At 55.7% G+C, this 21334-nt stretch carries 18 protein-coding genes; 3 read left to right on the top strand and 15 right to left on the bottom strand.

The annotated features are described in order from the left end of the window. The 15 genes from potA to ACN0RL_RS07325 all read right to left on the bottom strand — a co-directional run bounded on the left by potA (position 1) and on the right by ACN0RL_RS07325 (position 17933). Complete coding sequence (gene potA / locus ACN0RL_RS07395; RefSeq protein ID WP_417515248.1) at positions 1-1119, bottom strand: polyamine ABC transporter ATP-binding protein; 1119 nt, start codon at positions 1117-1119, stop codon at positions 1-3. A 4-nt stretch (positions 1120-1123) separates the two neighbouring features. Beyond that, entirely contained in the window at positions 1124-2230 is a 1107-nt protein-coding gene (locus ACN0RL_RS07390; protein WP_417515246.1) for a polyamine ABC transporter substrate-binding protein, read from the bottom strand. Between the two features lie 328 nt (positions 2231-2558). Continuing rightward, a complete protein-coding gene (locus ACN0RL_RS07385; protein WP_417515244.1) occupies positions 2559-2789 on the bottom strand; it encodes a hexameric tyrosine-coordinated heme protein in 231 nt (76 codons plus the stop codon). Positions 2790-2854: 65 nt separating this feature from the next. Next, entirely contained in the window at positions 2855-3544 is a 690-nt protein-coding gene (locus tag ACN0RL_RS07380) for an aspartate/glutamate racemase family protein (protein ID WP_417515242.1), read from the bottom strand. Between the two features lie 77 nt (positions 3545-3621). Continuing rightward, complete coding sequence (locus tag ACN0RL_RS07375) at positions 3622-5247, bottom strand: phytoene desaturase family protein (protein ID WP_417515240.1); 1626 nt, start codon at positions 5245-5247, stop codon at positions 3622-3624. Positions 5248-5386: 139 nt separating this feature from the next. Then, positions 5387-7084, bottom strand: coding sequence for an AMP-binding protein (locus ACN0RL_RS07370; RefSeq protein WP_417515238.1), 1698 nt, complete (start codon positions 7082-7084; stop codon positions 5387-5389). Between the two features lie 51 nt (positions 7085-7135). After that, positions 7136-7714 (bottom strand): peroxidase-related enzyme, encoded by a 579-nt coding sequence (locus tag ACN0RL_RS07365; RefSeq protein ID WP_417515236.1) that lies wholly within the window; start codon positions 7712-7714, stop codon positions 7136-7138. Positions 7715-7723: 9 nt separating this feature from the next. Then, positions 7724-8623: a hydroxymethylglutaryl-CoA lyase gene (locus ACN0RL_RS07360; protein ID WP_417515234.1), complete on the bottom strand. Its 900-nt coding sequence runs from the start codon at positions 8621-8623 to the stop codon at positions 7724-7726. After that, complete coding sequence (locus tag ACN0RL_RS07355; RefSeq protein ID WP_417515232.1) at positions 8623-10626, bottom strand: acetyl/propionyl/methylcrotonyl-CoA carboxylase subunit alpha; 2004 nt, start codon at positions 10624-10626, stop codon at positions 8623-8625. The genes ACN0RL_RS07360 and ACN0RL_RS07355 overlap by 1 nt, the downstream gene beginning before the upstream one ends. 1 nt (position 10627) lies before the next feature. Beyond that, complete coding sequence (locus ACN0RL_RS07350) at positions 10628-11452, bottom strand: enoyl-CoA hydratase-related protein (RefSeq protein ID WP_417515230.1); 825 nt, start codon at positions 11450-11452, stop codon at positions 10628-10630. Between the two features lie 15 nt (positions 11453-11467). Beyond that, complete coding sequence (locus ACN0RL_RS07345; protein WP_417515228.1) at positions 11468-13075, bottom strand: carboxyl transferase domain-containing protein; 1608 nt, start codon at positions 13073-13075, stop codon at positions 11468-11470. Between the two features lie 208 nt (positions 13076-13283). Next, positions 13284-14450: an isovaleryl-CoA dehydrogenase gene (locus tag ACN0RL_RS07340; protein ID WP_417515226.1), complete on the bottom strand. Its 1167-nt coding sequence runs from the start codon at positions 14448-14450 to the stop codon at positions 13284-13286. A 68-nt stretch (positions 14451-14518) separates the two neighbouring features. Continuing rightward, positions 14519-14965, bottom strand: coding sequence for a MerR family transcriptional regulator (locus ACN0RL_RS07335; protein WP_417515224.1), 447 nt, complete (start codon positions 14963-14965; stop codon positions 14519-14521). Between the two features lie 237 nt (positions 14966-15202). After that, positions 15203-16789, bottom strand: a complete 1587-nt coding sequence (locus ACN0RL_RS07330; protein WP_417515222.1) for a fatty acyl-CoA synthetase — start codon at positions 16787-16789, stop codon at positions 15203-15205. 130 nt (positions 16790-16919) lie between these two features. Further along, a complete protein-coding gene (locus ACN0RL_RS07325; RefSeq protein ID WP_417515220.1) occupies positions 16920-17933 on the bottom strand; it encodes an AraC family transcriptional regulator in 1014 nt (337 codons plus the stop codon). A gap of 123 nt (positions 17934-18056) precedes the next feature. On the opposite strand from ACN0RL_RS07325, the gene ACN0RL_RS07320 reads away from it, so the two are divergent. The 3 genes from ACN0RL_RS07320 (at position 18057) to ACN0RL_RS07310 (ending at position 21309) form a co-directional block, all read left to right on the top strand. Then, on the top strand, positions 18057-19199 hold the full coding sequence (locus ACN0RL_RS07320; protein WP_417515218.1) for an acyl-CoA dehydrogenase family protein: 1143 nt from the start codon (positions 18057-18059) through the stop codon (positions 19197-19199). A 50-nt stretch (positions 19200-19249) separates the two neighbouring features. Further along, positions 19250-20437, top strand: coding sequence for a beta-ketothiolase BktB (gene bktB / locus ACN0RL_RS07315; protein WP_417515216.1), 1188 nt, complete (start codon positions 19250-19252; stop codon positions 20435-20437). Positions 20438-20547: 110 nt separating this feature from the next. Further along, entirely contained in the window at positions 20548-21309 is a 762-nt protein-coding gene (locus ACN0RL_RS07310) for an SDR family NAD(P)-dependent oxidoreductase (RefSeq protein ID WP_417515214.1), read from the top strand. The last annotated feature ends 25 nt before the right edge of the window (positions 21310-21334 follow it).

Here is a 21334-nt window from a genome sequence, read left to right as displayed (position 1 = left end):
TCAGCTCCAAAGCAGAATAGGGCTGGACGCTTCCCAGGAAACGAACACGGTGTCGCCCCAGGTTGGCCGTTCACCCAGGCGAGCTACGTTGGCCATGGTCGCCTGCACGAGCTTGCCGCTTTTCAGCTTTACATAATAAGAGGTGATGTCGCCCAGATAGGCAATGTTCTCTACCTTGCCCTGGCTCCAGTTGAACTCGCCATCAGGCTTGATCGACGTCAGATTGATTTTTTCGGGACGAAGAGCAATCAGCGTTTCGGTATTTTCTGCAGGCGTGGAAACACCCTGGTTAATAAATACCGGTGCGTCCAGCAACCCGCTTGCCAAGAGAATGCTGTCGGCATTGTCTTCATTAATATGTGCTTCAAAGATATTCACCGAGCCGATGAACTCCGCCGTCATGCGGCTATTCGGGCTTTCGTAGATATCCATAGGTGACCCCACCTGGACAATCTGGCCATAGGACATAATGGCAATACGGCTTGCCATGGTCATGGCTTCTTCCTGATCGTGAGTGACCATCAGGCAGGTAGCACCTACCCTCTCAAGAATATCCACCAGCTCAAGCTGCATTTCAGTGCGCAGCTTTTTATCGAGCGCGCCCATAGGCTCGTCCAGCAGCAGTAGCTTCGGGCTTTTTGCAAGTGAACGCGCCAACGCCACGCGTTGCTGCTGGCCACCGGAAAGCTGCTGGGGAAGACGCTTGGCGTAAGGCTCCATTTTGACCAGCTTGAGCATGGCGGCGATGCGGTCACGGATCTCACCCTTGGGCAGCTTGTCCTGCTTCAGGCCAAGTGCAATGTTTTGCTCTACCGTCATGTGCGGGAATAATGCATAAGACTGAAACATCATGTTGGTCGGGCGCAGGTACGGGGGCAGGGCTGTGATGTCCTGTCCATCCAACACAATCCGACCCGTGTCCGGAGTTTCAAATCCGGCCAGCATACGCAGCAGGGTAGATTTACCGGAACCGGAACCACCCAGAAGCGCAAATATCTCGCCCTTTTTGATGTTCAGGTCGACGTCGTCCACCGCCAGTGTGCCGTCAAAGCTCTTTGAAACGCCGCGAATGCTGAGTAATACCTCCGCTTGCGCGGAGGTATTGATGCCACTGAGCATGCCCTTAACGTCCTGACTTCACGCTGGTCCAGGTACGGGTCATCAGGCGCGTCGTGTCCTGAGGCCGACCTTCCATGATGTAGAGCTTCTTCATCACGTCGTCTGTAGGGTAGATGCTCGTGTCGTTGAGGATTTCAGCATCCACAAACTCGTTGGCAGCCTTGTTCGGGTTGGCGTACCACACATAGTTGGTTACTTCGGCGATAATCTCCGGCTTCATCAGGAAGTTGACCAGCTTGTGAGCGTTCTCAACGTTCGGAGCACCGGCCGGGATGGTCATCATGTCGAACCACAGCACTGCGCCTTCTTTCGGAATGGTGTAGCGGATCACATTGCCGTTGTTGGCTTCTTCGGCACGAGCTGCCGCCTGCAGAATGTCGCCGGAATAGCCGGCGGCGACACACAGATCACCATTGGCCAGGTCCGCAATGTAGCGCGAGGAATGGAAGTAAGTGATGTTCGGCCGCACGGCTTTGATCACCTCACCGCCTTTTTTGATGTCGTCGGCGCTGTTGCTGTTCGGATCCAGGCCGATATAAGCCATGGCGGCACGCACCATCTCTTCACCGGAATCCAGCATGGCAATGCCACAACCGCCCTCCGCGAGTTTACCGGTCACTTCCGGGTCGAAGACCAGCGCCCAGGAGTTCGTTGGCGCACTATCGCCCAGGATTTTCTCGATACGCCCAGCGTTGTAGCCATAACCGTTGGTTCCCCAAAGGTAGGGAATCGAAAACTTGCTGCCGGAATCAACTTTTTCGAGCTGAGTCATGAGATCCTGGTTCAGATTCTTCATGTTAGGCAGCTTTGCATGATCCAGCTCTACAAAGGCTTTGGCAGAAATCTGCTTGGCCACGTAGTGGTTGGAGGGCATCACCAGGTCGTAGCCGGAGCGGCCAGACAAGAGCGCGGCTTCCAGTACTTCGTTGCTGTCGTAGACGTCGTAAATGACCTTGATGCCGGTTTCTTTGGTGAACTTCGCCAGAGTGTCCTCGGCGATGTAGTCAGACCAGTTATACACACGCACTTCTTCTGCAGCGATGGCGGAAGAGGCACACAGAGACAACGCAACGGAGGCGACCAGCGCCTTTGGCTTACACAACTTAATCATGGGATAACGTCCCTCAACGAAAAGGGATGGATACAAAGCGTGCAGGACGCACGCGGTGTTGTGCAGGTCTGCTGAGGGAAGGTCGCTGCGCGACTCCTTTGAGGCTTGTCCTGGAAACGGCGGTCGAGCCAGCTGCTTAGTGAACCGGCCGTATTCGAGCGATATGTATCATGAGAATGTGCGCGGCGCTACACAAATTTTGCGAAGGCCTTCGGGGGGTTATACGTATGAGGGTTTGGGTGCAGGCCTGTAATTTCGGAAGCACGCTCTCACAGTGCGGGGTCGGAAATGTTTGGGCACAGTGAGAGCATAGATTTTGCTGAAGAACTCAGCTTCGCCAATAATTATTGGCCGCTGCCACCGTTTGAAAGTTGATTGCAATGACTTGCGAGGCAGCGGTCAGACCATCTGCAGAGTCGGCGTAGTCCGGTCGCAACTTCTTGAGAGTTTCCATGTCGGGTTGGGTGTATTTCACACCTCTGCGACTGAGCGTGATTGCGAGCTCGTAGCCTTCCTGAGGTGTGTTGGTGATAAGCGAGGTTAGCCAAGTATCAGTCATTTTAAATACCTTTTTGTTTGGATTCGCGGCAAGCATAGCAGACGACCCTGGCTTTTGCGCATTGCCTAGGTCAACGCAATCTCAACCGCCTGAGCCGCATGGATCTCAGTGGTGTCGTATAGAGCAACCGGCGTATCGGAGGCCTGAATCAGCAAGCCGATTTCAGTGCAGCCCAGAATCACGGCCTGAGCACCACGCGTAGCCAGTGAATCTACAGTTTCAAGGTAGGTTGCTTTTGAATCAGGGTTGATAATGCCCTGGCACAATTCTTCATAGATTATCCGGTGTACAGCGTCTCGCTCGCCGCCATCCGGGATGATGACATTAATGCCTTTTTCCTCAAGACGCTCACGATAGAACGTTTGCTCCATGGTGAACCGGGTTCCAAGCAGCCCTACCGATGATATTCCGTCTTTCAGCAGTGCATTGGCTGTGGCATCGGCAATATGAAGCAGGGGAATGGCGCAAGCCTGCTCAATCTGTGGGGCAACTTTATGCATGGTGTTGGTGCAAATCAGCAGGAAATCGGCGCCACCTGCTTTAACGGATTGCGCGGCCGATATCAGGATCTTCGCAGTTCCGTCCCAGTCTCCCTCGTGCTGGAGAGTCTCGATTTCTGCGAAATCTACGCTGTAGAGAATGATCTTTGCTGAGTGGAGTCCACCGAGCTGTTCGCGCACTTTCTGGTTGATCAGGCGATAGTAAGTCTGGGTAGATTCCCAGCTCATACCGCCGATTAGTCCGATGGTTTTCATGCGGTCTCAACGTTTCCCAAGGCGTTTCAGTTTTCGGCGTCACCATCACGTTAGTGACGCCGGGGCACTGATGTCTGTTAGCCTACAAACATCTTTTTCGCAAGCGGCAGGCCCTTGAGGCCACTTACGGCAACGGTTGTCAGTAAACCACCTAGCATCGCTCCCACTACACCGCAGGTCATAATGTCCTGGCCGGTAAGGTACAGGCCGGGTATGCGGGTTTTGGGTTTCAGCCAGTCCAGCTCGAAGCGATCAGGGGTGTGATCCAGACCGTAGATTTCACCTTCGCTATAGCGGCAGAAGTAGTCAGTGGAAAGGGGCGTGGACAGCTCGTAGTAATCCACCTTGCCTTCCAGGTGCGGGAACTTCTCATACAGTTTCGCAAGCAGGCGCTGGGCGTATTCTTCTTTCCTGGCTTCGTACTCTTCACCGCGTTTGCCCCAGGGTTTGTTGGCCCATTTTTCGTACCATTCAAACGGGCCAGGCGCGACGATCTCGATGGTGGCGCGGCCGGGGTAGCGCTCGGAAAAGCTGGGGTCCTTGGCGGACGGGAACGAAATATAGGTCAGCGGTATGTCGTTGGCTTCAGGGTCGTCCATGAAATCCTGTATCTGTTTTTCGTAATCCGCGCCGGGGTAGATCCAGTAGTTGGTTTTCGGCAGGCCCAGATTTTCGGCAGTATCCTGCAGGCCGATGTACAGGCAGTTACTGGCCATGGAGCGCTTAACAGTTTTCAGCTTGTCCTGATAGTAGCTCCATTCAGGCGCCTCTTCGGGTAGCAATTTGTTGAAGGTATTGAAGACACCGGCGTTGCTGATGATCAATGGTGAGCGTATTTCTGCGCCGTCCGCCATGCGAACGCCCACGGCTTTGCCTTTCTCGATCAGGATGCCGGTTACGTCGGCGTAGGTGAAGACTTCACCGCCACTTTGTTGAACCACCGGGATGATGGTCTTCGCCATTTCGGAGGCGCCGCCGATAGGGTAGTAGCCGCCGTGCAGGTAATGGCGTGCGATCAGCGAGTGGATGATAAAGCTGGACTCTGCTGGCGGCAGGCCGTTATCACCCCATTGGCCGGTGAGCACAGCAATCAGTTCCTGGTTGCTGGTAATGCCCTCCAACACTTCGCGGGTCGGCTTGTTGAGGAATTCCGGAGCCCGGCGCTTGGTGAGCATGCTCAGCGGGCCGGCGGCCAGATCCGGCAGAACCTTGCCCAGAACAATGCCGGGCATGGCCTTGGACACCTTGCGCAGATAGCCCAGGTAAGTGTCGATGGCGGTTTCTTCTTCCGGGAATGCCTTGATCAGTTCGGCCCGGAAGGCGTCCGGGCCGGCCACCAGATCTACGTGCTTGTCGCCCAGGAAGATGCGGTCGTAGTTTGCATCCATTGGCGCCCACTTCAACTGGCCGTCTGTGATGTGATCGAACAGGCGCTTGCCCATTGTGTGGTCTGCGCCCATGTCGCCGATATAGTGCACGCCCACGTCCCACTCGTAGCCGTTGCGGTCGTAGCTGTGGGTAAATCCACCGGCGGTATAGTGTTGTTCAAGCACCAGAACCTTTTTGCCCATCTTGCTCATACAGGCGGCGGCAGTCAGGCCACCAATGCCGGAGCCGATGATAATGGCATCATAGGGGCCGTTCAGGCGGTTCTCACGATAACGTTTACCAACACGGATGGTACTGGGCTTGGGGCTGCTCATGGGGTTGAATCCTGTTGTGATTGTTGTTGATGGTCAGGTTAAAAGACGCCCAGTGTGCAGCACTCAAGGAGGTTTTCAAAGGCAAAAAAAGCCCCGGGCTCAGTGAATGAGTGCCGGGGCTCAGAGATGTGAAAGCTTTTTACTTCAGCCCCATTTCCTCAATGGAAATTTCCCGCATTTTGAACTTCTGGATCTTGCCGGTAACCGTCATCGGGAATGCATCCACGAATTTGTAGTTCCGGGGAATCTTGAAGTGGGCGATCTTGCCTTTGCAGAAAGCCATCAGGTCATCGGCATCCACCGGATCTGCGTCGGGCCGCAGTTTGACCCATGCAACCAGCTCTTCGCCGTACTTGTCGTCGGGAACGCCGGTAACCTGAACTTCCTCAATGGATGGGTGGGTGTAGAGGAATTCCTCGACCTCTTTCGGGTAGATGTTCTCACCACCACGAATCACCATATCCTTGATGCGTCCGACAATCTGCACATAGCCTTCTTCGTCCATCGTCGCCAGATCTTCGGTGTGCATCCAACCGGCGGCGTCGATTGCTTCGCGGGTTTTTTCTTCGTTATTCCAGTACTTCAGCATCACGCTGTAACCGCGAGTGCACAATTCGCCAATCTCGCCGCGGGGCAGCACATTGCCTGTTGCCGGGTCGACGATCTTGGTTTCCAGGTGCGGTTGGGTGCGGCCTACCGTAGTAACCTGCTTCTCGAATGGGTCAAGGGAGCTGGTCTGGGTGGAAACCGGGCTGGTTTCGGTCATGCCGTAGGCGATCTGAACCTCTTTCATGTTCATCTTGCCATTGACCTTTTTCATCACCTCCGCGGGGCAGATGGAACCTGCCATGATGCCTGTGCGCAGAGTTGAAAGGTCGTAGGATTCGAACTCCGGCTCGGCCAGTTCGGCGATGAACATGGTGGGAACGCCGTAGAGCGCTGTAGCTTTTTCCTGATGTACTGCCTGCAGCACTGCTTTGGGCTCAAAGCCTTCACCCGGATAGATCATGGTAGAGCCGTGGGTGATGCAGCCCAGGTTACCCATTACCATGCCGAAGCAGTGGTAAAGAGGTACCGGAATAACCAGGCGGTCTTTCTCGGTAAGAATCTGACTTTCACCCACAAAGAAACCGTTGTTCAGGATGTTGTGGTGAGTAAGGGTGGCGCCCTTTGGGTTACCGGTGGTGCCAGAGGTAAACTGAATGTTGATAGGATCGTCAAACTGCAGTTGGCTCTGGGCCTTGTCCACTTCTTCCTGGCTGACGTCGCCCCCAAAGCCAGTGAACTCGTTCCAGCTCCACATGCCGGCGTGCTTTTCCGTATCCAGGTTGATCACTGCGCGCAGATCTGAAAGCCGCTGGGCCTTGATTTTACCGGGTGTGCCCGCTTTCAGTTCGGGCGCCAACTCGTAGAGTGTTTTGCGATAGTCTGAAGCCTTGAAGCTGTCTGCGGTAACCAGCACGCTGATGCCCGCCAGATTCATGGCGTATTCCAGTTCGTGCATACCGTAGGCCGGGTTGATGTTGACCAGAATGGCACCCACTTTTGCGGTGGCAAACTGGGTAACTGTCCACTCATACCGGTTCGGAGCCCAGATGCCCACGCGATCGCCGCGCTTTACACCAATGGCCAAAAAGGCTCGTGCGGCCTCATTAACCCTGGCCAGGAACTCTTTGTAGGTCCATCGGATGTCCTGGTGCAGACACACCAGAGCTTCTGTGTCGGGATACTTGCTGGCGGTGCGGTCAAGCATATCGCCAATGGTCATGCCCAGCAGCGGTGTTTTGGAGGTACCGCTGGTGTAACTTGGAAGGGAGCTTGGAAGAGTCTGATTCATTGTCTGCCTCCGGTTTTTTTTGTCGTCGAGGTCAAAATTGTAGAGAGCCAGTTAGCGGCTCTGACCGTGATACTCAGTATTTGGACGCATGTCGCTGGCAATCGCTACTCGGTTCGACATGTTGTAAAAGCCGATTATGTTGCTCAGATCCCAGATTGCACTGTCGCTGAAGCCTGCATCACGCAGTGCCTGAACCTCGTCTTCCGCAACCGTTGCCGGGGAGCGGGTGAGGTGGGATGCGAAATCGAGCATGGCGCGCTGGCGCTTATCCAGTTTCGCTGACCGGTAATTCATCACCAGGTGCTCGCCCAGCGCAGGATCGCCACTCAAAACACGTACCGCTGCGCCGTGGGCCACCAGGCAGTAGAAGCATTTGTTTTCCGAGGAGACCACCACGGCAATCATTTCCCGTTCCAGTTTACTGAGCTCGCTTTCTCCCATCATCAATTCGTTATATAAGCGGGAAAAGCCGTCCAGTTGTTTGAGGTTCTGGCTGAAAGCGGTAAGCACATTGGGAATCATCCCCAACTTTTCCAGACAGATTTCAAAATACTTCCTGACATCCTCAGGAAGGTCATTCATGTCGGGAATGGGAAGATCCAGAGCGACAACATTCTTGTTCTTGGTCATGTCAAATCCCTACGATTTAAGAGCCTGGCCCACTTTAGAGCCGTTGTGCCGTTTGAGCTGGCTGCTGATCCACTCGCCGGTAGACACCAATTTGTTCAGGTCCACACCGGTACTGATACCCAGGCCGTTGAGCAGGTAAAGCACGTCTTCGGTGGCGACGTTACCGGAAGCGCCTTTGGCATAAGGGCAGCCGCCCAGGCCTGCAACTGAGGCATCAATAACAGATACACCTTCTTCCAGTACCGCGTACAGATTGGCCAGGGCCTGTCCATAGGTGTCATGGAAGTGAGCAGCCAGGCGATCTACGGGCACGTGTTTAACCACGGCTTCCAGCATACGTTTGGCTTTCAGTGGTGTACCTACGCCAATAGTATCGCCCAGCGAGATTTCATAGCAGCCCATGTCCGCCAGGGCTTTGGCAACTTTTGCCACCTGCTCCGGTGCAATGTCGCCTTCGTAGGGGCACCCCAGTACGGTGGAAACATAGCCTCGCACCGGAATATTATGCCTGTTTGCTGCCTCCATCACGGGCAGGAAACGCTCCAGGCTTTCTGCGATGGAACAGTTGATGTTTTTCTGGCTGAACGATTCCGAAGCTGCACCAAATACGGCCACTTCATCCGCACCTGCTGCCAGAGCATTCTCGAAGCCTCTGAGGTTAGGTGTCAGAACCGAATAGCGCACGCCGGCTTTGCGCCTGATACCGGCCATCACTTCAGCGGCATCACCCATTTGGGGAACCCATTTGGGTGAAACAAAGCTGGCGGACTCGATGTGCGTCAGACCGCAATCGGCAAGGCGGTCAATCAGCCCGGTTTTGATGTCAGTGGCAATCACCGGGCCTGATTCGTTTTGCAGACCGTCCCGGGGGCTCATTTCAACCAGTCGCGCCTGTTCGGGAAAGGCCATCAGCCGGCCTCCTCAGTGTTTTCTGTTGCGACTTCAATGGCAATCAGTTCAGCGCCTTCCGAAACCTGCTCGCCTTCGTTGAAGAAAATCTCGGTGACAACGCCGTCTGCTGGTGCCTTGATGGCGTGCTCCATCTTCATGGCTTCCATGATAACCAGGGTCTGACCAGCGGTTACCGAGTCGCCCACCCTGGTTTGAACTGCAACAATAGCGCCGTTCATCGGTGCGGTCAGACCGCCTTCGGAGGCCAGGTCGTCCGAGATGTAGCTTTCCCGGTAGAGGGTGCACTGGAAGGTATCGCCCTCGTAGAAGAGCACCAGCTGGTCATTGTGCAGATTGCCATGGATGCTGATGCGGTGGCCGTTAACCACCGCCTGAAGATAGTCGTCATCAAGTTTTGCTGTGAGGCTGTAAACACTGCCGTTCACGAGCACCTCGTAACGATCGTCCTTCTCCAGGATCTTCAGCTCGTGTATCTCGTCGCCCACCTGCAGCTGCAGGGGCTGGGCGTATTCCGAGTTCAGGCGCCAGCTGTTGCGGCGGCCGAATGGCGACCAGGGGTCCGTGCTCACGGATTCAGCGGATTTACGCTCTTCCAGCACAAAGCCTGCGGCCAGAACCAGTGCCTTGTGGGTGTCCAGCTTTGATTTAGGGAACAGCAATTCCCTATGGCTGTCGATAAAGCCGGTAGTCAGGTCTGCTTCGCGGAAAGGCTGGGCATCAGCCAGTGCATGCAGGAAGCGGATGTTGGTTTTAACACCTGCAATCCGGTAGTGCTCAAGCGCCTGAACCATGCGGTTGATGGCCTGATCACGGGTTTCATCCCATACGATCAGTTTGGCAATCATCGGGTCGTAGTGAATGCTGATTTCGTCGCCTTCGATCACGCCGGTATCGACACGCACATGGGCACTTTCATCGGGCGTACTCAGGTAGCGCAGGTTGCCGGTGGCAGGCAGGAAATCCTGATCCGGGTCTTCGGCATAAATACGGGCTTCCAGAGCATGGCCGCGGATTTTTACCTGTGACTGCTCCAGCGGTAAGGGCTCACCCCAGGCCACTTTCAGTTGCCACTCAACAAGATCCTGTCCGGTTACCATCTCGGTCACCGGGTGCTCTACCTGCAGGCGAGTGTTCATCTCCATGAAGAAGAATGAACCGTCGACGTCGTAGAGAAACTCCACGGTGCCAGCACCCACGTAATTGATCGCCTGGGCTGCTTTAACAGCCGCATCGCCCATAGCCTGACGGGTTTCTTCACTCAGCCCTGGAGCCGGTGCTTCTTCCAGAACTTTCTGGTGACGACGCTGAACCGAACAGTCACGCTCGGCCAGATACACACCTTTGCCGCTCTGGTCACAGAATACCTGGATTTCAACGTGGCGTGGCTGGGTGAGATAACGCTCAATCAGCATGTCCGGGTTACCAAAGGCGTTCTTTGCCTCGCGCTTGGCTGCGGCGAGTGCATCGTCAAACTCGCCGATGTTCTCAACCACACGCATGCCTTTACCGCCGCCACCGGCTACCGCTTTCAGTAACAGTGGGAAACCGCATTTTTCAGCTTCGGCGCGCAGGGTTTCCGGCGCTTGGTCGTCGCCGTGATAGCCGGGCACCAGTGGTACGCCAGCTTTCTCCATGATGGCTTTGGCTGCAGATTTTGAGCCCATTGCTGCAATGGCCGAAGAGGGTGGCCCGATAAAGACCAGGCCGTTGGCCTCACAGGCTTCGGCAAACCCGGTGTTCTCGGACAAAAAGCCGTAGCCCGGGTGGATAGCCTGTGCGCCGCTCTGCTTGGCGATTTCAATGATCTTCTCGCCTCGCAGGTAGCTCTCTGAGCTGGGAGCCGGCCCAATATGGAAAGCTTCGTCTGCCATGGAGACGTGGTGGGCATTGGCGTCTGCATCGGAATAAACGGCGACACAGCGGATACCCATGCGGTGCGCTGTCTGGATAATCCGGCAGGCGATTTCGCCCCGGTTGGCAATGAGTATTTTACTGAACATGTTAGTTGCTCTCCGGAATCCAGTTGGCGCGACGTTTGTTCAGGAAGGCACTTAGCCCCTCCTGACCTTCTTTGCCTACGCGGATATCAGCTATGCGGTGCGCGGTGTCGTCAATCACATTGCTGTCGATGGGCTTGTGGCTGACGGCAAACACCAGACTCTTGGCCGCTTTCATGGCTTCCGGGCCATTCTGGGCAAGCTGCTGCAGCATCTCGTCGCAACGGGCGTTCATGGCGTCGATATCGTCGCAGACGATATGCACAAGGCCGAACTTTTCGGCGTCCCGGGCGTTAAATATTTCTGCTGAAATAAAGAAGCGGCGCGCCTGGCGCTCGCCAATGGCGCGAACCACGTAAGGGCTTATCACCGCGGGAATCAGGCCCAGCTTCACTTCACTCAGGCAGAAGCTCGATGTTTCTGTCGCGATGACGATGTCGCAGCAGGCTGCCAGGCCAACCGCGCCGCCGTATGCCGCGCCCTGGACCAGGCCGATGACTGGCTTGCTGAGATGATTCAGGCAGTCCATCAGGCGCGCTAGCTCGCGAGAATCTTCCAGATTCTCCTGCTGGCTGTTGTCTGCCATGCGACGCATCCAGCCGAGATCTGCACCGGCGGAGAAGTGTTTGCCTTCGGAGCGTAAAATCACCACTTTCGTTTCGCTGTCGGCGTCTACTTCTGTTATCGCGCTGATCAATTGCTGGATAACTACGTCATCAAAGGCGTTACGTTTGTCGGGCCGGTTCAACACGATTTCGGTCACGCCCTCGGCGCGGCGGTTGAGCAGAACGGCCGATTCCTGTTCTGTTTGAGCGTATGTGTCTGTCATGGTCGTTCTCCCCGGTTACATCCGGAACACGCCGAAGCGCGTGGGCTTCGCCGGCCGGTTGAGGGTGGCAGAGAGGCTGAGGGCAACGACTTCCCGGGTCTGTGCCGGGTCGATTACACCGTCATCCCACAGACGGGCACTGGCGTAGTAAGGGTGGCCCTGGTGTTCGTAGGTGTCGGTAATCGGTTTTTTGAACGCAGCTTCTTCTTCTGCGCTCCATTCCTGGCCTTTGCGTTCCATGCCTTCACGGCGAACCTGAGCCAGTACACCGGCAGCCTGTTCGCCGCCCATGACTGAAATGCGGGCGTTGGGCCACATCCAAAGGAAGTCGGGGCTGTAGGCGCGGCCACACATTCCATAGTTGCCGGCACCGTAGCTTCCGCCGATCAGTACGGTGATCTTGGGTACGTTGGCGCAGGCCACAGCCATCACCATTTTGGCGCCGTGTTTGGCGATGCCTTCGGCTTCGTACTTCTGGCCGACCATGAAGCCGGTGATGTTCTGCAGGAACAGCAGCGGGATATTGCGCTGACAGCAAAGCTCAATGAAGTGCGCGCCTTTCTGGGCGGATTCGCTGAACAGGATGCCGTTGTTGGCGATGATGCCCACAGGGTAACCGTGTATGTGGGCAAAGCCGGTAACCAGAGTCTGGCCGTAGTAGCGTTTGAATTCGTCGAATTCGGAACCGTCTACGGTGCGGGCGATTACGTCGCGTACGTCGAACTGCTTGCGCAGGTCGGTACCGACGATACCGTAAATTTCAGCAGGGTCGTATAGAGGTGCTTTGGGTTTGCGAATCTCTACTGGAACCGGTTTTTTGCGATTCAGGTTGGAAACGCAGCGCCGGGCAATTTCCAGTGCATGGGCGTCGTTTTCAGCGTAATGATCGGCAACGCCGGAGATTTTGCAGTGTACGTCAGCTCCGCCAAGATCTTCTGCGGTAACGACTTCGCCGGTGGCGGCTTTTACCAGCGGCGGGCCGGCCAGGAAGATGGTGCCCTGATTGCGCACGATAATGGATTCGTCAGCCATGGCGGGCACGTAGGCGCCACCGGCGGTGCACAGGCCCATTACGACGGCGATCTGGGGAATGTCGTCAGCAGACATTCGGGCCTGGTTGTAGAAGATGCGGCCGAAGTGGTCACGGTCCGGGAATACTTCGTCCTGCAGAGGCAGGTTAGCGCCGCCGGAATCTACCAGGTAGATGCAGGGCAGGCGGTTCTCCAGGGCGATTTCCTGGGCGCGCAGGTGTTTTTTGACGGTCAGCGGGTAATAGCTGCCGCCTTTTACGGTGGCGTCGTTGGCGATGATCATGCACTCGGTGCCGGAGACGCGACCTACACCGGCGATGATGCCGGCTGCCGGTACGGCTTCATCGTAGACGTTGTAGGCGGCGAACTGGCCAACTTCGAGGAACGGCGAGCCGTCGTCCAGCAGGCGGTTGATACGCTCTCTGGGCAGGAGTTTGCCGCGGGCGATGTGGCGTTCCTGGTAGGAGGGGCCGCCACCTTGCTGGATGGTGGAGACTTTGTCCCGCAGGTCTGCAACGACTTCTGCCATGGAGGCCTGTTTTGCCTGAAACTCTTCAGACCTGGGGTTTATTTTGCTTTGCAGTATCGTCATGGGTTTGACTTCCTGACCTCGGGGGAGTCGGGGCCGGTGACAGAGCGGTCCGGGAACCGCTACGAGCACGTCCATGTGCGCTTGTTTCCGGCCATCCTTGGCCTCCAACATTCCCGGACCGTTCTGTCACCGCCCCCTCCGTCATACTTTGGGTGCTGGCTTCCTCCGGCTTTGAGACGGGAGAAAGCCTGTGGCTTGGAGCTGCTGCTTAGTTGTTCAGGAACAGTTCCCGACCGATCAGCATGCGGCGTATTTCAGATGTACCTGCACCGATTTCGTACAGCTTGGCATCTCGCAACAGGCGGCCTGTGGGATACTCGTTGATGTAACCGTTGCCGCCGAGAAGCTGGATGGCGTCCAGGGCAAGCTTTGTAGCCATTTCGGCGGAGTAGAGGATTGCACCGGCAGAGTCTTTGCGGGTGGTTTCGCCTCGGTCGGCTGACATTGCCACCATGTAAACGTAGGACTTGGCAGTGTTCATGAAGGTGTACATGTCGGCAACCTTGCCCTGAACAAGTTGAAACTCACCGATAGCCTGTTCGAACTGTTTCCGCTCGCGAATGTAGGGCACCACAACGTCCATGGCTGCCTGCATGATGCCCAGCGGGCCTCCGGCCAGAACCAGACGTTCGTAGTCGAGGCCGCTCATGAGTACTCTTGCGCCTTTGCCCACCTCACCCAGAACGTTCTCTTTGGGCACTTTGCAGTCCTGGAACACCAGTTCGCAGGTATTGGAGCCGCGCATGCCGAGCTTGTCGAGCTTCTGGTGCCGGCTGAAGCCTTCATAATCGCGTTCTACGATGAAGGCTGTGATGCCTTTTGAGCCGGCTTTCACGTCGGTCTTTGCGTAGATAACGTAAACGTGTGCGTCGGGGCCGTTGGTGATCCACATTTTGTTGCCGTTCAGCACGTAGTGGTCGCCTGCGTCTTTGGCGCTCAGTTTCATGGAGACTACGTCAGAGCCGGCGTTGGGCTCAGACATTGCCAATGCGCCGATGTGTTCGCCGCTGACGAGTTTGGGCAGGTACTTCTGCTTTTGCTCTTCGGTGCCGTTGCGGTGGATCTGGTTGACGCACAGGTTTGAGTGAGCGCCGTAAGACAAGCCAACAGAGGCAGATGCGCGGCTGATTTCTTCCACCGCAATCACGTGTGCCAGGTAACCCATACCTGAACCGCCGTAGGCTTCATCCACGGTGATACCCAGCAGGCCCATGTCGCCGAACTTTTTCCACAAATCCATGGGGAATTCGTTATTGCGGTCGATTTCTTCTGCGCGCGGGGCGATTTCAGCAGCGGCAAATCCGTTGATTTGCTCGCGCAGCATATCGAGGGTTTCGCCAAGGCCGAAGTTGAGTTCTGAGTACTGTGATTTCATGTTGGTTGCCTTTTGTTCTGCCAGATACGTGATTAAAAACGGCTTGCCCGGTCAGGCGTCAGCTGCTGTCAGTGGTGCTCGATAGCCTTCTTCTGCTCGTCATTGGCCGGAGCCTGTTGTTTTTTCTTTTTTTGTAGTTCAGTGAGCGCTTCCCGGCATCGTAATTCTGCTGTGTCGATTTCCATTTCTGCCATGGCTATATCGCTTTTCTGCTGCTCCATGTGAGCGCGCTTGTTGGCCAGTATGGTCAGCATTTTGAGTAGCTGTTTTTCATTGCCGGTCGGGGTTTCATCCCAAAGATCGAAAAGTTCTTTTGTTTCAGCGAGAGAAAACCCCATGCGCTTGCCGCGAAGTATGAGCTTCAGGCGCACTTTATCCTTGGTGCTGAAGATTCGCGTTTGCCCTCGACGTGCCGGCCTTAACAAGCCCTGATCCTCGTAGAAGCGTATGCTACGGGTCGTCACGTCAAACTCGTTGGAGAGCTCGCTGATGCTGAACGTTTTCTTTACGATCATGGCGATATCCTTTTTTAAGTAAGGTTAGATAAAGTTTACGTAAACGTAAAGTATTTTCAGAGGTAAAATCCGGGACTTTTGACGCGTTAGAAAAATAAGCCAGTCTGCGCATCAGGTTGCGCGGGATTGTAACAGAGGGCCTTAAGAGTCTGGGATGGGTGTGAAGTGTTGGGGTAGGGCTCTGGTTGCCCGGTTCGACCGGAAACCGGCATGGATGAGCCGGGCAACCAGAGGGTGTCAGGCGAGGTCTTCTCGGAGCTTTCGCTTCAGCAGTTTGCCGGCGGTGTTCTTGGGTAGTTCTTCTGCAAAGTGGATGTGCTTTGGTAGCTTGAAGCTTGCCAGCCTGGTGCGTGCGTGACTCATCAAGGCTTCGGCATCCTCGGGGAAACCGTTTTTGACTACGACCACAGCGCAGATAGCCTCTATCCATTTTTCGTCCGGCACACCGATAACAGCAACTTCCGCAACGGATTCGTGCTGGTAAAGCGCTTCTTCCACGTCGCGGCTGGCAACCAGAACGCCGCCGGTGTTTACCACGTCCTTGATACGATCAACGATATAAATGTAGCCCTCGTCGTCCTGATAGCCCAGATCACCGGAGTGAAACCAGCCACCTTTGAATGCTTCCTCGGTAGCTTCCGGTTTCGCCCAGTAACCCACCATCAGCTGCGGAGATCGATGAACCAGTTCTCCCTGTTCGCCGGGAGCGCAGTCTTTGCCGGTAACCGGATCCACAATTCGGGTCATGACGGTTTGCATGGGGCGGCCGGCAGAAGAGGGCCGGTCGGCGTGTTCTTCAGGTAGCAGAACGGTTGCCAGCGGTGCGATTTCGCTTTGGCCATAACAGTTGTAAAGGCCGGCGCCGGGCAGCTTCTCGCCAAGCTCTTTCACAACCTGGCCCGGCATGATGGAGGCGCCATAGTAGAGTTTGTTCATGTGTTGCAGTTTGTCCGGGTTGAATTCCGGATGATGCAGTAGCGCAATCCACACGGTAGGCGGTGCGAAAAAGGCGTTCAGTTGCTCGCTGGCCAGCAGGCCGAGAATCGCGTCGGGCGTTGGCGTGTTGATCATCCGGCTGTAGCCGCCGCTCAGCAACATCGGCATGGTGAATACGTGCATCTGTGCGGAATGGTAGAGCGGCAAAGCAGCCAGTGAGCGATCGCTTGCACGAATACTCAAATGGTATTGGCAGGCGCCATAGTGCGTCATCAATGAGCGGTGTGTATGCATGGCACCTTTGGGGTCAGAGGTGGTGCCCGAGGTATAGAGAATCTGCACCACGTCGGTTTCACAGAGCTCCAGCTCCGGTGCAGTGTCTTCGCCGTCGGCCAGTGCGTATTGCAGTGCATCCGGGTTACTGCCTGAGGCATCACCGCCATGAATGCTGCCATGAATTGCTACATCTGTTTCAGCCCGGACTTCGTCAACCTTGGGCAGCAGCTCCAGATCGGAAAACAGGGCTTTGCTGTCAGACTGGTTGAGTGCGTAGGTTAGCTCATGGCCGATCAAGGCGTAGTTTAGTGGTACATGAATCAGCCCTGCCTTTGTGCAGGCGAGCCAAAGCAGAACGTAAGCGTCCGAGTTTTTGCCGTAGGCGCAGACGCGGTCGCCTTTTTCGAGCCCCAGCCCTATCAGTCGATGGGCCAGCCGGTTCGAGGCTGTGTGAATCTCCGAGAAGGTCCAGGTGCGATCGTTAAAAGCCAGAGCGGTGCGGCTGCCGTGAGTGCTCGCCGAACGGGCAATGGCGTCACCTATGGTGTTGCGCAGAGCCCGCTGTATACCCGCCGATACGGAGGTAGAAGCGGATGTACGGGTGTTGTTCATGCAGTTGTCCCTTTTGCTGTTGTTATGTCGTGCGTGCCGGCATTAACTCAGAGGAACGGACGCTACGGGAATGATCGCTCAGGTCGAAAAAATTGACCCAATCGGCCAGCGTAGTGTTTTGGCTGAGTGATTATCCAGGCCATTGAGAAGGGGATTTGCCGGTCCAGCGCTTGAAGGCCCGGCAAAACGAGGCGGTTTCTGAAAAGCCGACGCGCTCACTGACGTCGGCAACACTGAGGTTTTCCGTGCTCATGAGCTTTATCGCGTACTCCTGTCGTAACGATGTTTTGATCTTGCGCAGGGAGGTGCCTTCTTCCTGTAGCTTTCGGCCGATACTCCGTGGTGTCATGTGGAGTAACTGAGCGAGCTCATCCAGGCTCGGCATGTCTTTCAGGCTTTGGCTTGCCAGCAGGGTTCGAACCCTGTTGCGCAGGCTGTCATCGATGTCCGGGCGGTGCAGAATGTAGGCGGGTGCCTCTTTCAGAAACACGGCCAGCTCAGCCTCGCTGCGCACAACGGGGAGGTGCAGGTATTTTTCATGCAGAGAAAAGCCGCAGACCTCTGCATTAAACTGCAGTTCGGTTGGATACATGGCGCGGTATTCATTAACGTGCGGCGGAGACGGATAGTTAAACCGGGTCGTTGCGAATGGAATCTGCTGGTCCACCAGCCAGCAGGCGAATCTTTGCCACATGAGGAGCAGAAATTCCTGCAACATGTGGTCGGTATCCAGGCTGGTGTCTTCGAGGCTCAGGCGGAAAAATACCAATCTGTTATCGTCGCTTTCATCCAGGCCGATATCAACGTTGTTGCAGGCAATGCTGTAGACCCGTGCGCTCTTTCGTAACACCGCGCCGAGGGAAGCGGAATCGAGGCAGTAATCGGCCATCAGAGCGAAGGTGCCGTTTTTACATCGGCTGGTGGACAGCCCCATAAACTCGTCGCGTGTCGCGCGCCACACTGTTTTTATCAGCCGGGTTAGCTCTTCTTCGGTAATCAGCTGCTCCGGTTTGTCCAGCCAGGCTGTTGGCACGCCGGCATCTGCCAGCAGCACTTCACGCCTTGCGCCCAGTCGTTCGGCGCCGCAAATGGATGCCCGAAGGTAGTGGTTTGCTATGTGGGGTCTGGGTAGCGAGTTGGGCATGTCTGTGGTGCGTCAGGTGCGTATTGTGTCAATTTTTTCGGCTTGTACGGCCATTCTCGGAGAACAGGATAACCCTTTAAATGGACGGCTGCCTGACTAATCAGATTAAACACGGAGTAATGTATGTCCGGACACCAAGAAGATACTGAGCTCTTTCACTCCATGATCAACCGGGTTCTCGATAAGGAAGTTGCGCCTTTTTACGAGCAGTGGGAAGAAGAGGCCGCCATCCCGCGTGAGTTGTGGCATACCCTGGGGCAAGCTGGAATGCTCGGTATTGATATGCCGGAGGCATACGGCGGGGCGGAAGCGAGTTTTGAAATCTCACAGCTGGCGATTGAAGAGATGGCCCGTAAGGGCTTTGGAGGCCTGGCCTCAGGCTACAACATCCACGCCAATATTGTGATGCCCTATATTCTGCACCTTGGCTCAGAAACCCAGAAGCAGCGTTATCTGCCAGATATGATAAGCGGTGACATACTGAGTGCGATTGCCATGACCGAACCTGGTGCCGGTAGTGATCTGGCCGCCATGCGTACCACGGCCCAGCGCACGGATGAAGGTTATGTGATCAACGGAGCTAAAGTCTTTATCACTAACGGCCTGAACGCTGAACTGGTTATCGTCTGTGCCAAAACCGATCCCGGCGCCGGCGCCAAGGGCGTATCCCTGTTCCTTGTGGACACCAGCCTCCCCGGGTTTTCAAGAGGCAAAAGTATCCGCAAAATCGGCCAGCACGCCAGTGATACAGCCGAATTGTTTTTCTCGGATCTTGTGGTTCCGCACGATGCGCTGCTGGGCGAAGAAGGTCGTGGATTCGCTTACCTGATGCAAGAGCTGCCACGGGAGCGCCTGGGTGTCGGTGCGCAAGCGGTGGGGGCAACCGAGGGTGTCCTGGCAATCACACTGGATTATGTGCAGCAACGCCAGGCCTTCGGGCAGAGAATTGCTGATTTCCAGAATACCCGGTTCAAGCTTGCCGAGGCCCGGGCCAGGCTGGAAATGGCGAAAGCTTATCTGAATCAATGTATCGCCAATTATCTTAAAGGCGAAATGGGGCCAACAGACGCGGCCATTCTGAAATTGATGCTCACCGAAATGCAATGCGATATTGCCAATGAGTGTCTGCAGTTGTTCGGTGGTTACGGTTATACCCTTGAGTACCCCGTGTCGCGGTTTTTTGTGGACGCCCGGGTACAGACAATCTATGCCGGGACATCTGAAATCATGAAAGAAGTTATTGCCCGTTCCATGCTGGGCAAATAGATCATTCGCTATTCAGACTTTTATTGACCTGAAACTTGAGGAAACAAACGATGAAACTGACCGACGTAGTAATTCTTGACGGAGCACGCACGGCTATTGGTGGCTTTGGTGGCAGCCTGAGCTCCCTGAGCCCTGCGGAGTTGGGAACCTGTGCGGCGAAAGAGGCTATCAAACGTTCTGGAGTGCCAGCGGAAGACATCGACCATTCCATTTTCGGTCACATTATTCCGACTGGCCCGGCTGATGCCTACGTTGCTCGTCATATCGGCCTGAACTCTGGCCTGCAAAAAGGTTCCGCTGCGCTCAATGTGAATCGTCTCTGTGGTTCCGGCGTACAGTCGGTTATCAGCGCTGCGCAGATGATCATGATGGGCGACAGTCAGATAGCTTTGGCGGGCGGTGCTGAAAGCATGAGCCAGGGCGCCTATGTTCTGCCCAATGTCCGCAAGGGCTTGCGCATGGGTGACGGTAAAGCCGTCGATATGACCATCGGTACGCTTAGCGACCCATTTGGCAGCGGCCATATGGGTATGACGGCGGAACGCATTGCAGAGAAGTATGGCCTCACCCGCGAAGATCTGGATACCTTCTCGGCAGAGAGTCACCGTCGTGCCAGCCACGCCATCGAGAGCGGCTACTTTAAAGAACAGATTGTGCCGGTAACCGTGAAACAGGGCCGCAAGGAGGTCATCTTTGAGCAGGACGAGCATGTGCGTGCCGGCACTACCGCAGAAAGCCTTGCGGGCCTGAAACCGGCCTTTACCAAAGAGGGCATAGTAACACCGGGCAACGCATCGGGTATTAACGACGGTGCGGCCGCCATGGTCCTGACCAGCGCAGCCGAAGCCGAAAAGCGTGGTTTGAAAGCTCGGGCACGCATCGTTGGCTATGCCTTTGCTGGTGTTGACCCCAGCGTTATGGGTCTGGGCCCGATCCCGGCGGTGCGCAGTGTGCTAGAAAAGACCGGCCTGAGCGTCGCAGATCTGGATGTGATTGAATCCAACGAGGCCTTTGCAGCGCAGGCGCTTGCCGTCAGCAAAGAGCTCGGCCTGCCCGCCGACAAGGTGAACCCGAATGGCGGCGCTGTTGCCCTGGGTCATCCGGTCGGCGCTACCGGCTCCATTCTCATCATCAAAACCCTCGCGGAGCTTGAACGCACCGGCGGCCGCTATGGTCTGATCACCATGTGCATCGGCGGCGGCCAGGGCATTGCGCTGATTGTTGAAAGCATCGCCTGAGCAAGCGGTTTTATTTCTTTTTAGGGCTGGATTGGATAAAGTTTACGTTAACGTAAAGATTGACTTGTTTCCAATTCAGCTGAAAACACCGGATGCGAAGGGAGAAAGTGATGGATTTCAAAAATATACCGGCCATTGTAACAGGTGGTGCCTCCGGGCTTGGCGAAGGCGCAGCCCGCGCGTTGGCTGCTGCCGGCTGTAAAGTTGCCATCTTTGATCTGCAAAAAGAGCAGGGCGAGAAGGTCGCCGCGGATATTGGCGGCATTTTTGTGCACTGCGATGTGAGTTCGGCAGAGAGTGCAGAAGCGGCGTTGGCGACGGCCCGTGAAGCCCATGGGCTCTGTGGCATTGCAGTGAACTGCGCGGGTATCGGCCCGGCAGCGAAAATTCTGGGCCGCGAAGGTGTTATGCCCCTTGAGAGCTTCAGCAAGGTCATACAGATCAACCTGATTGGCACCTTTAATATTCTGAGGCTAGCCGCCGCCGATATGGCGCAGCGTGAGCCCAACGCAGAAGGTGAGCGCGGCGTAATCATCAATACCGCTTCTGTTGCAGCATACGAAGGGCAGATCGGACAGGCGGCTTACAGCGCGTCCAAGGGTGGTGTTGTTGCGCTGACTATTCAGTCGGCCCGTGAGCTGGCTCGCGAAGGTATCCGCGTGAACACCATTGCACCGGGCCTGTTCATGACGCCCATGATGTCCGGCATGCCGCAGGAAGTGCAGGACAGCCTGGCGGCCACGCTGCCATTCCCCAAGCGCCTGGGTAAGCCCGAGGAATTCGGCATGATGGTGGACCAGATGGTGCGCAACCCGATCCTGAACGGAGAAACCATCCGGTTGGACTGTGCCTTGCGTATGGCACCTAAATGAATTCAAGTAGTGAAGGGAGAGCGCA

It is taken from the genome of Marinobacter sp. (genome assembly GCF_048259445.1).
Classification (GTDB): Bacteria; Pseudomonadota; Gammaproteobacteria; order Pseudomonadales; family Oleiphilaceae; genus Marinobacter.
The sequence above is the reverse complement of the archived record's forward strand: the minus strand, read 5'-3'. Positions and strand labels throughout refer to the sequence as shown.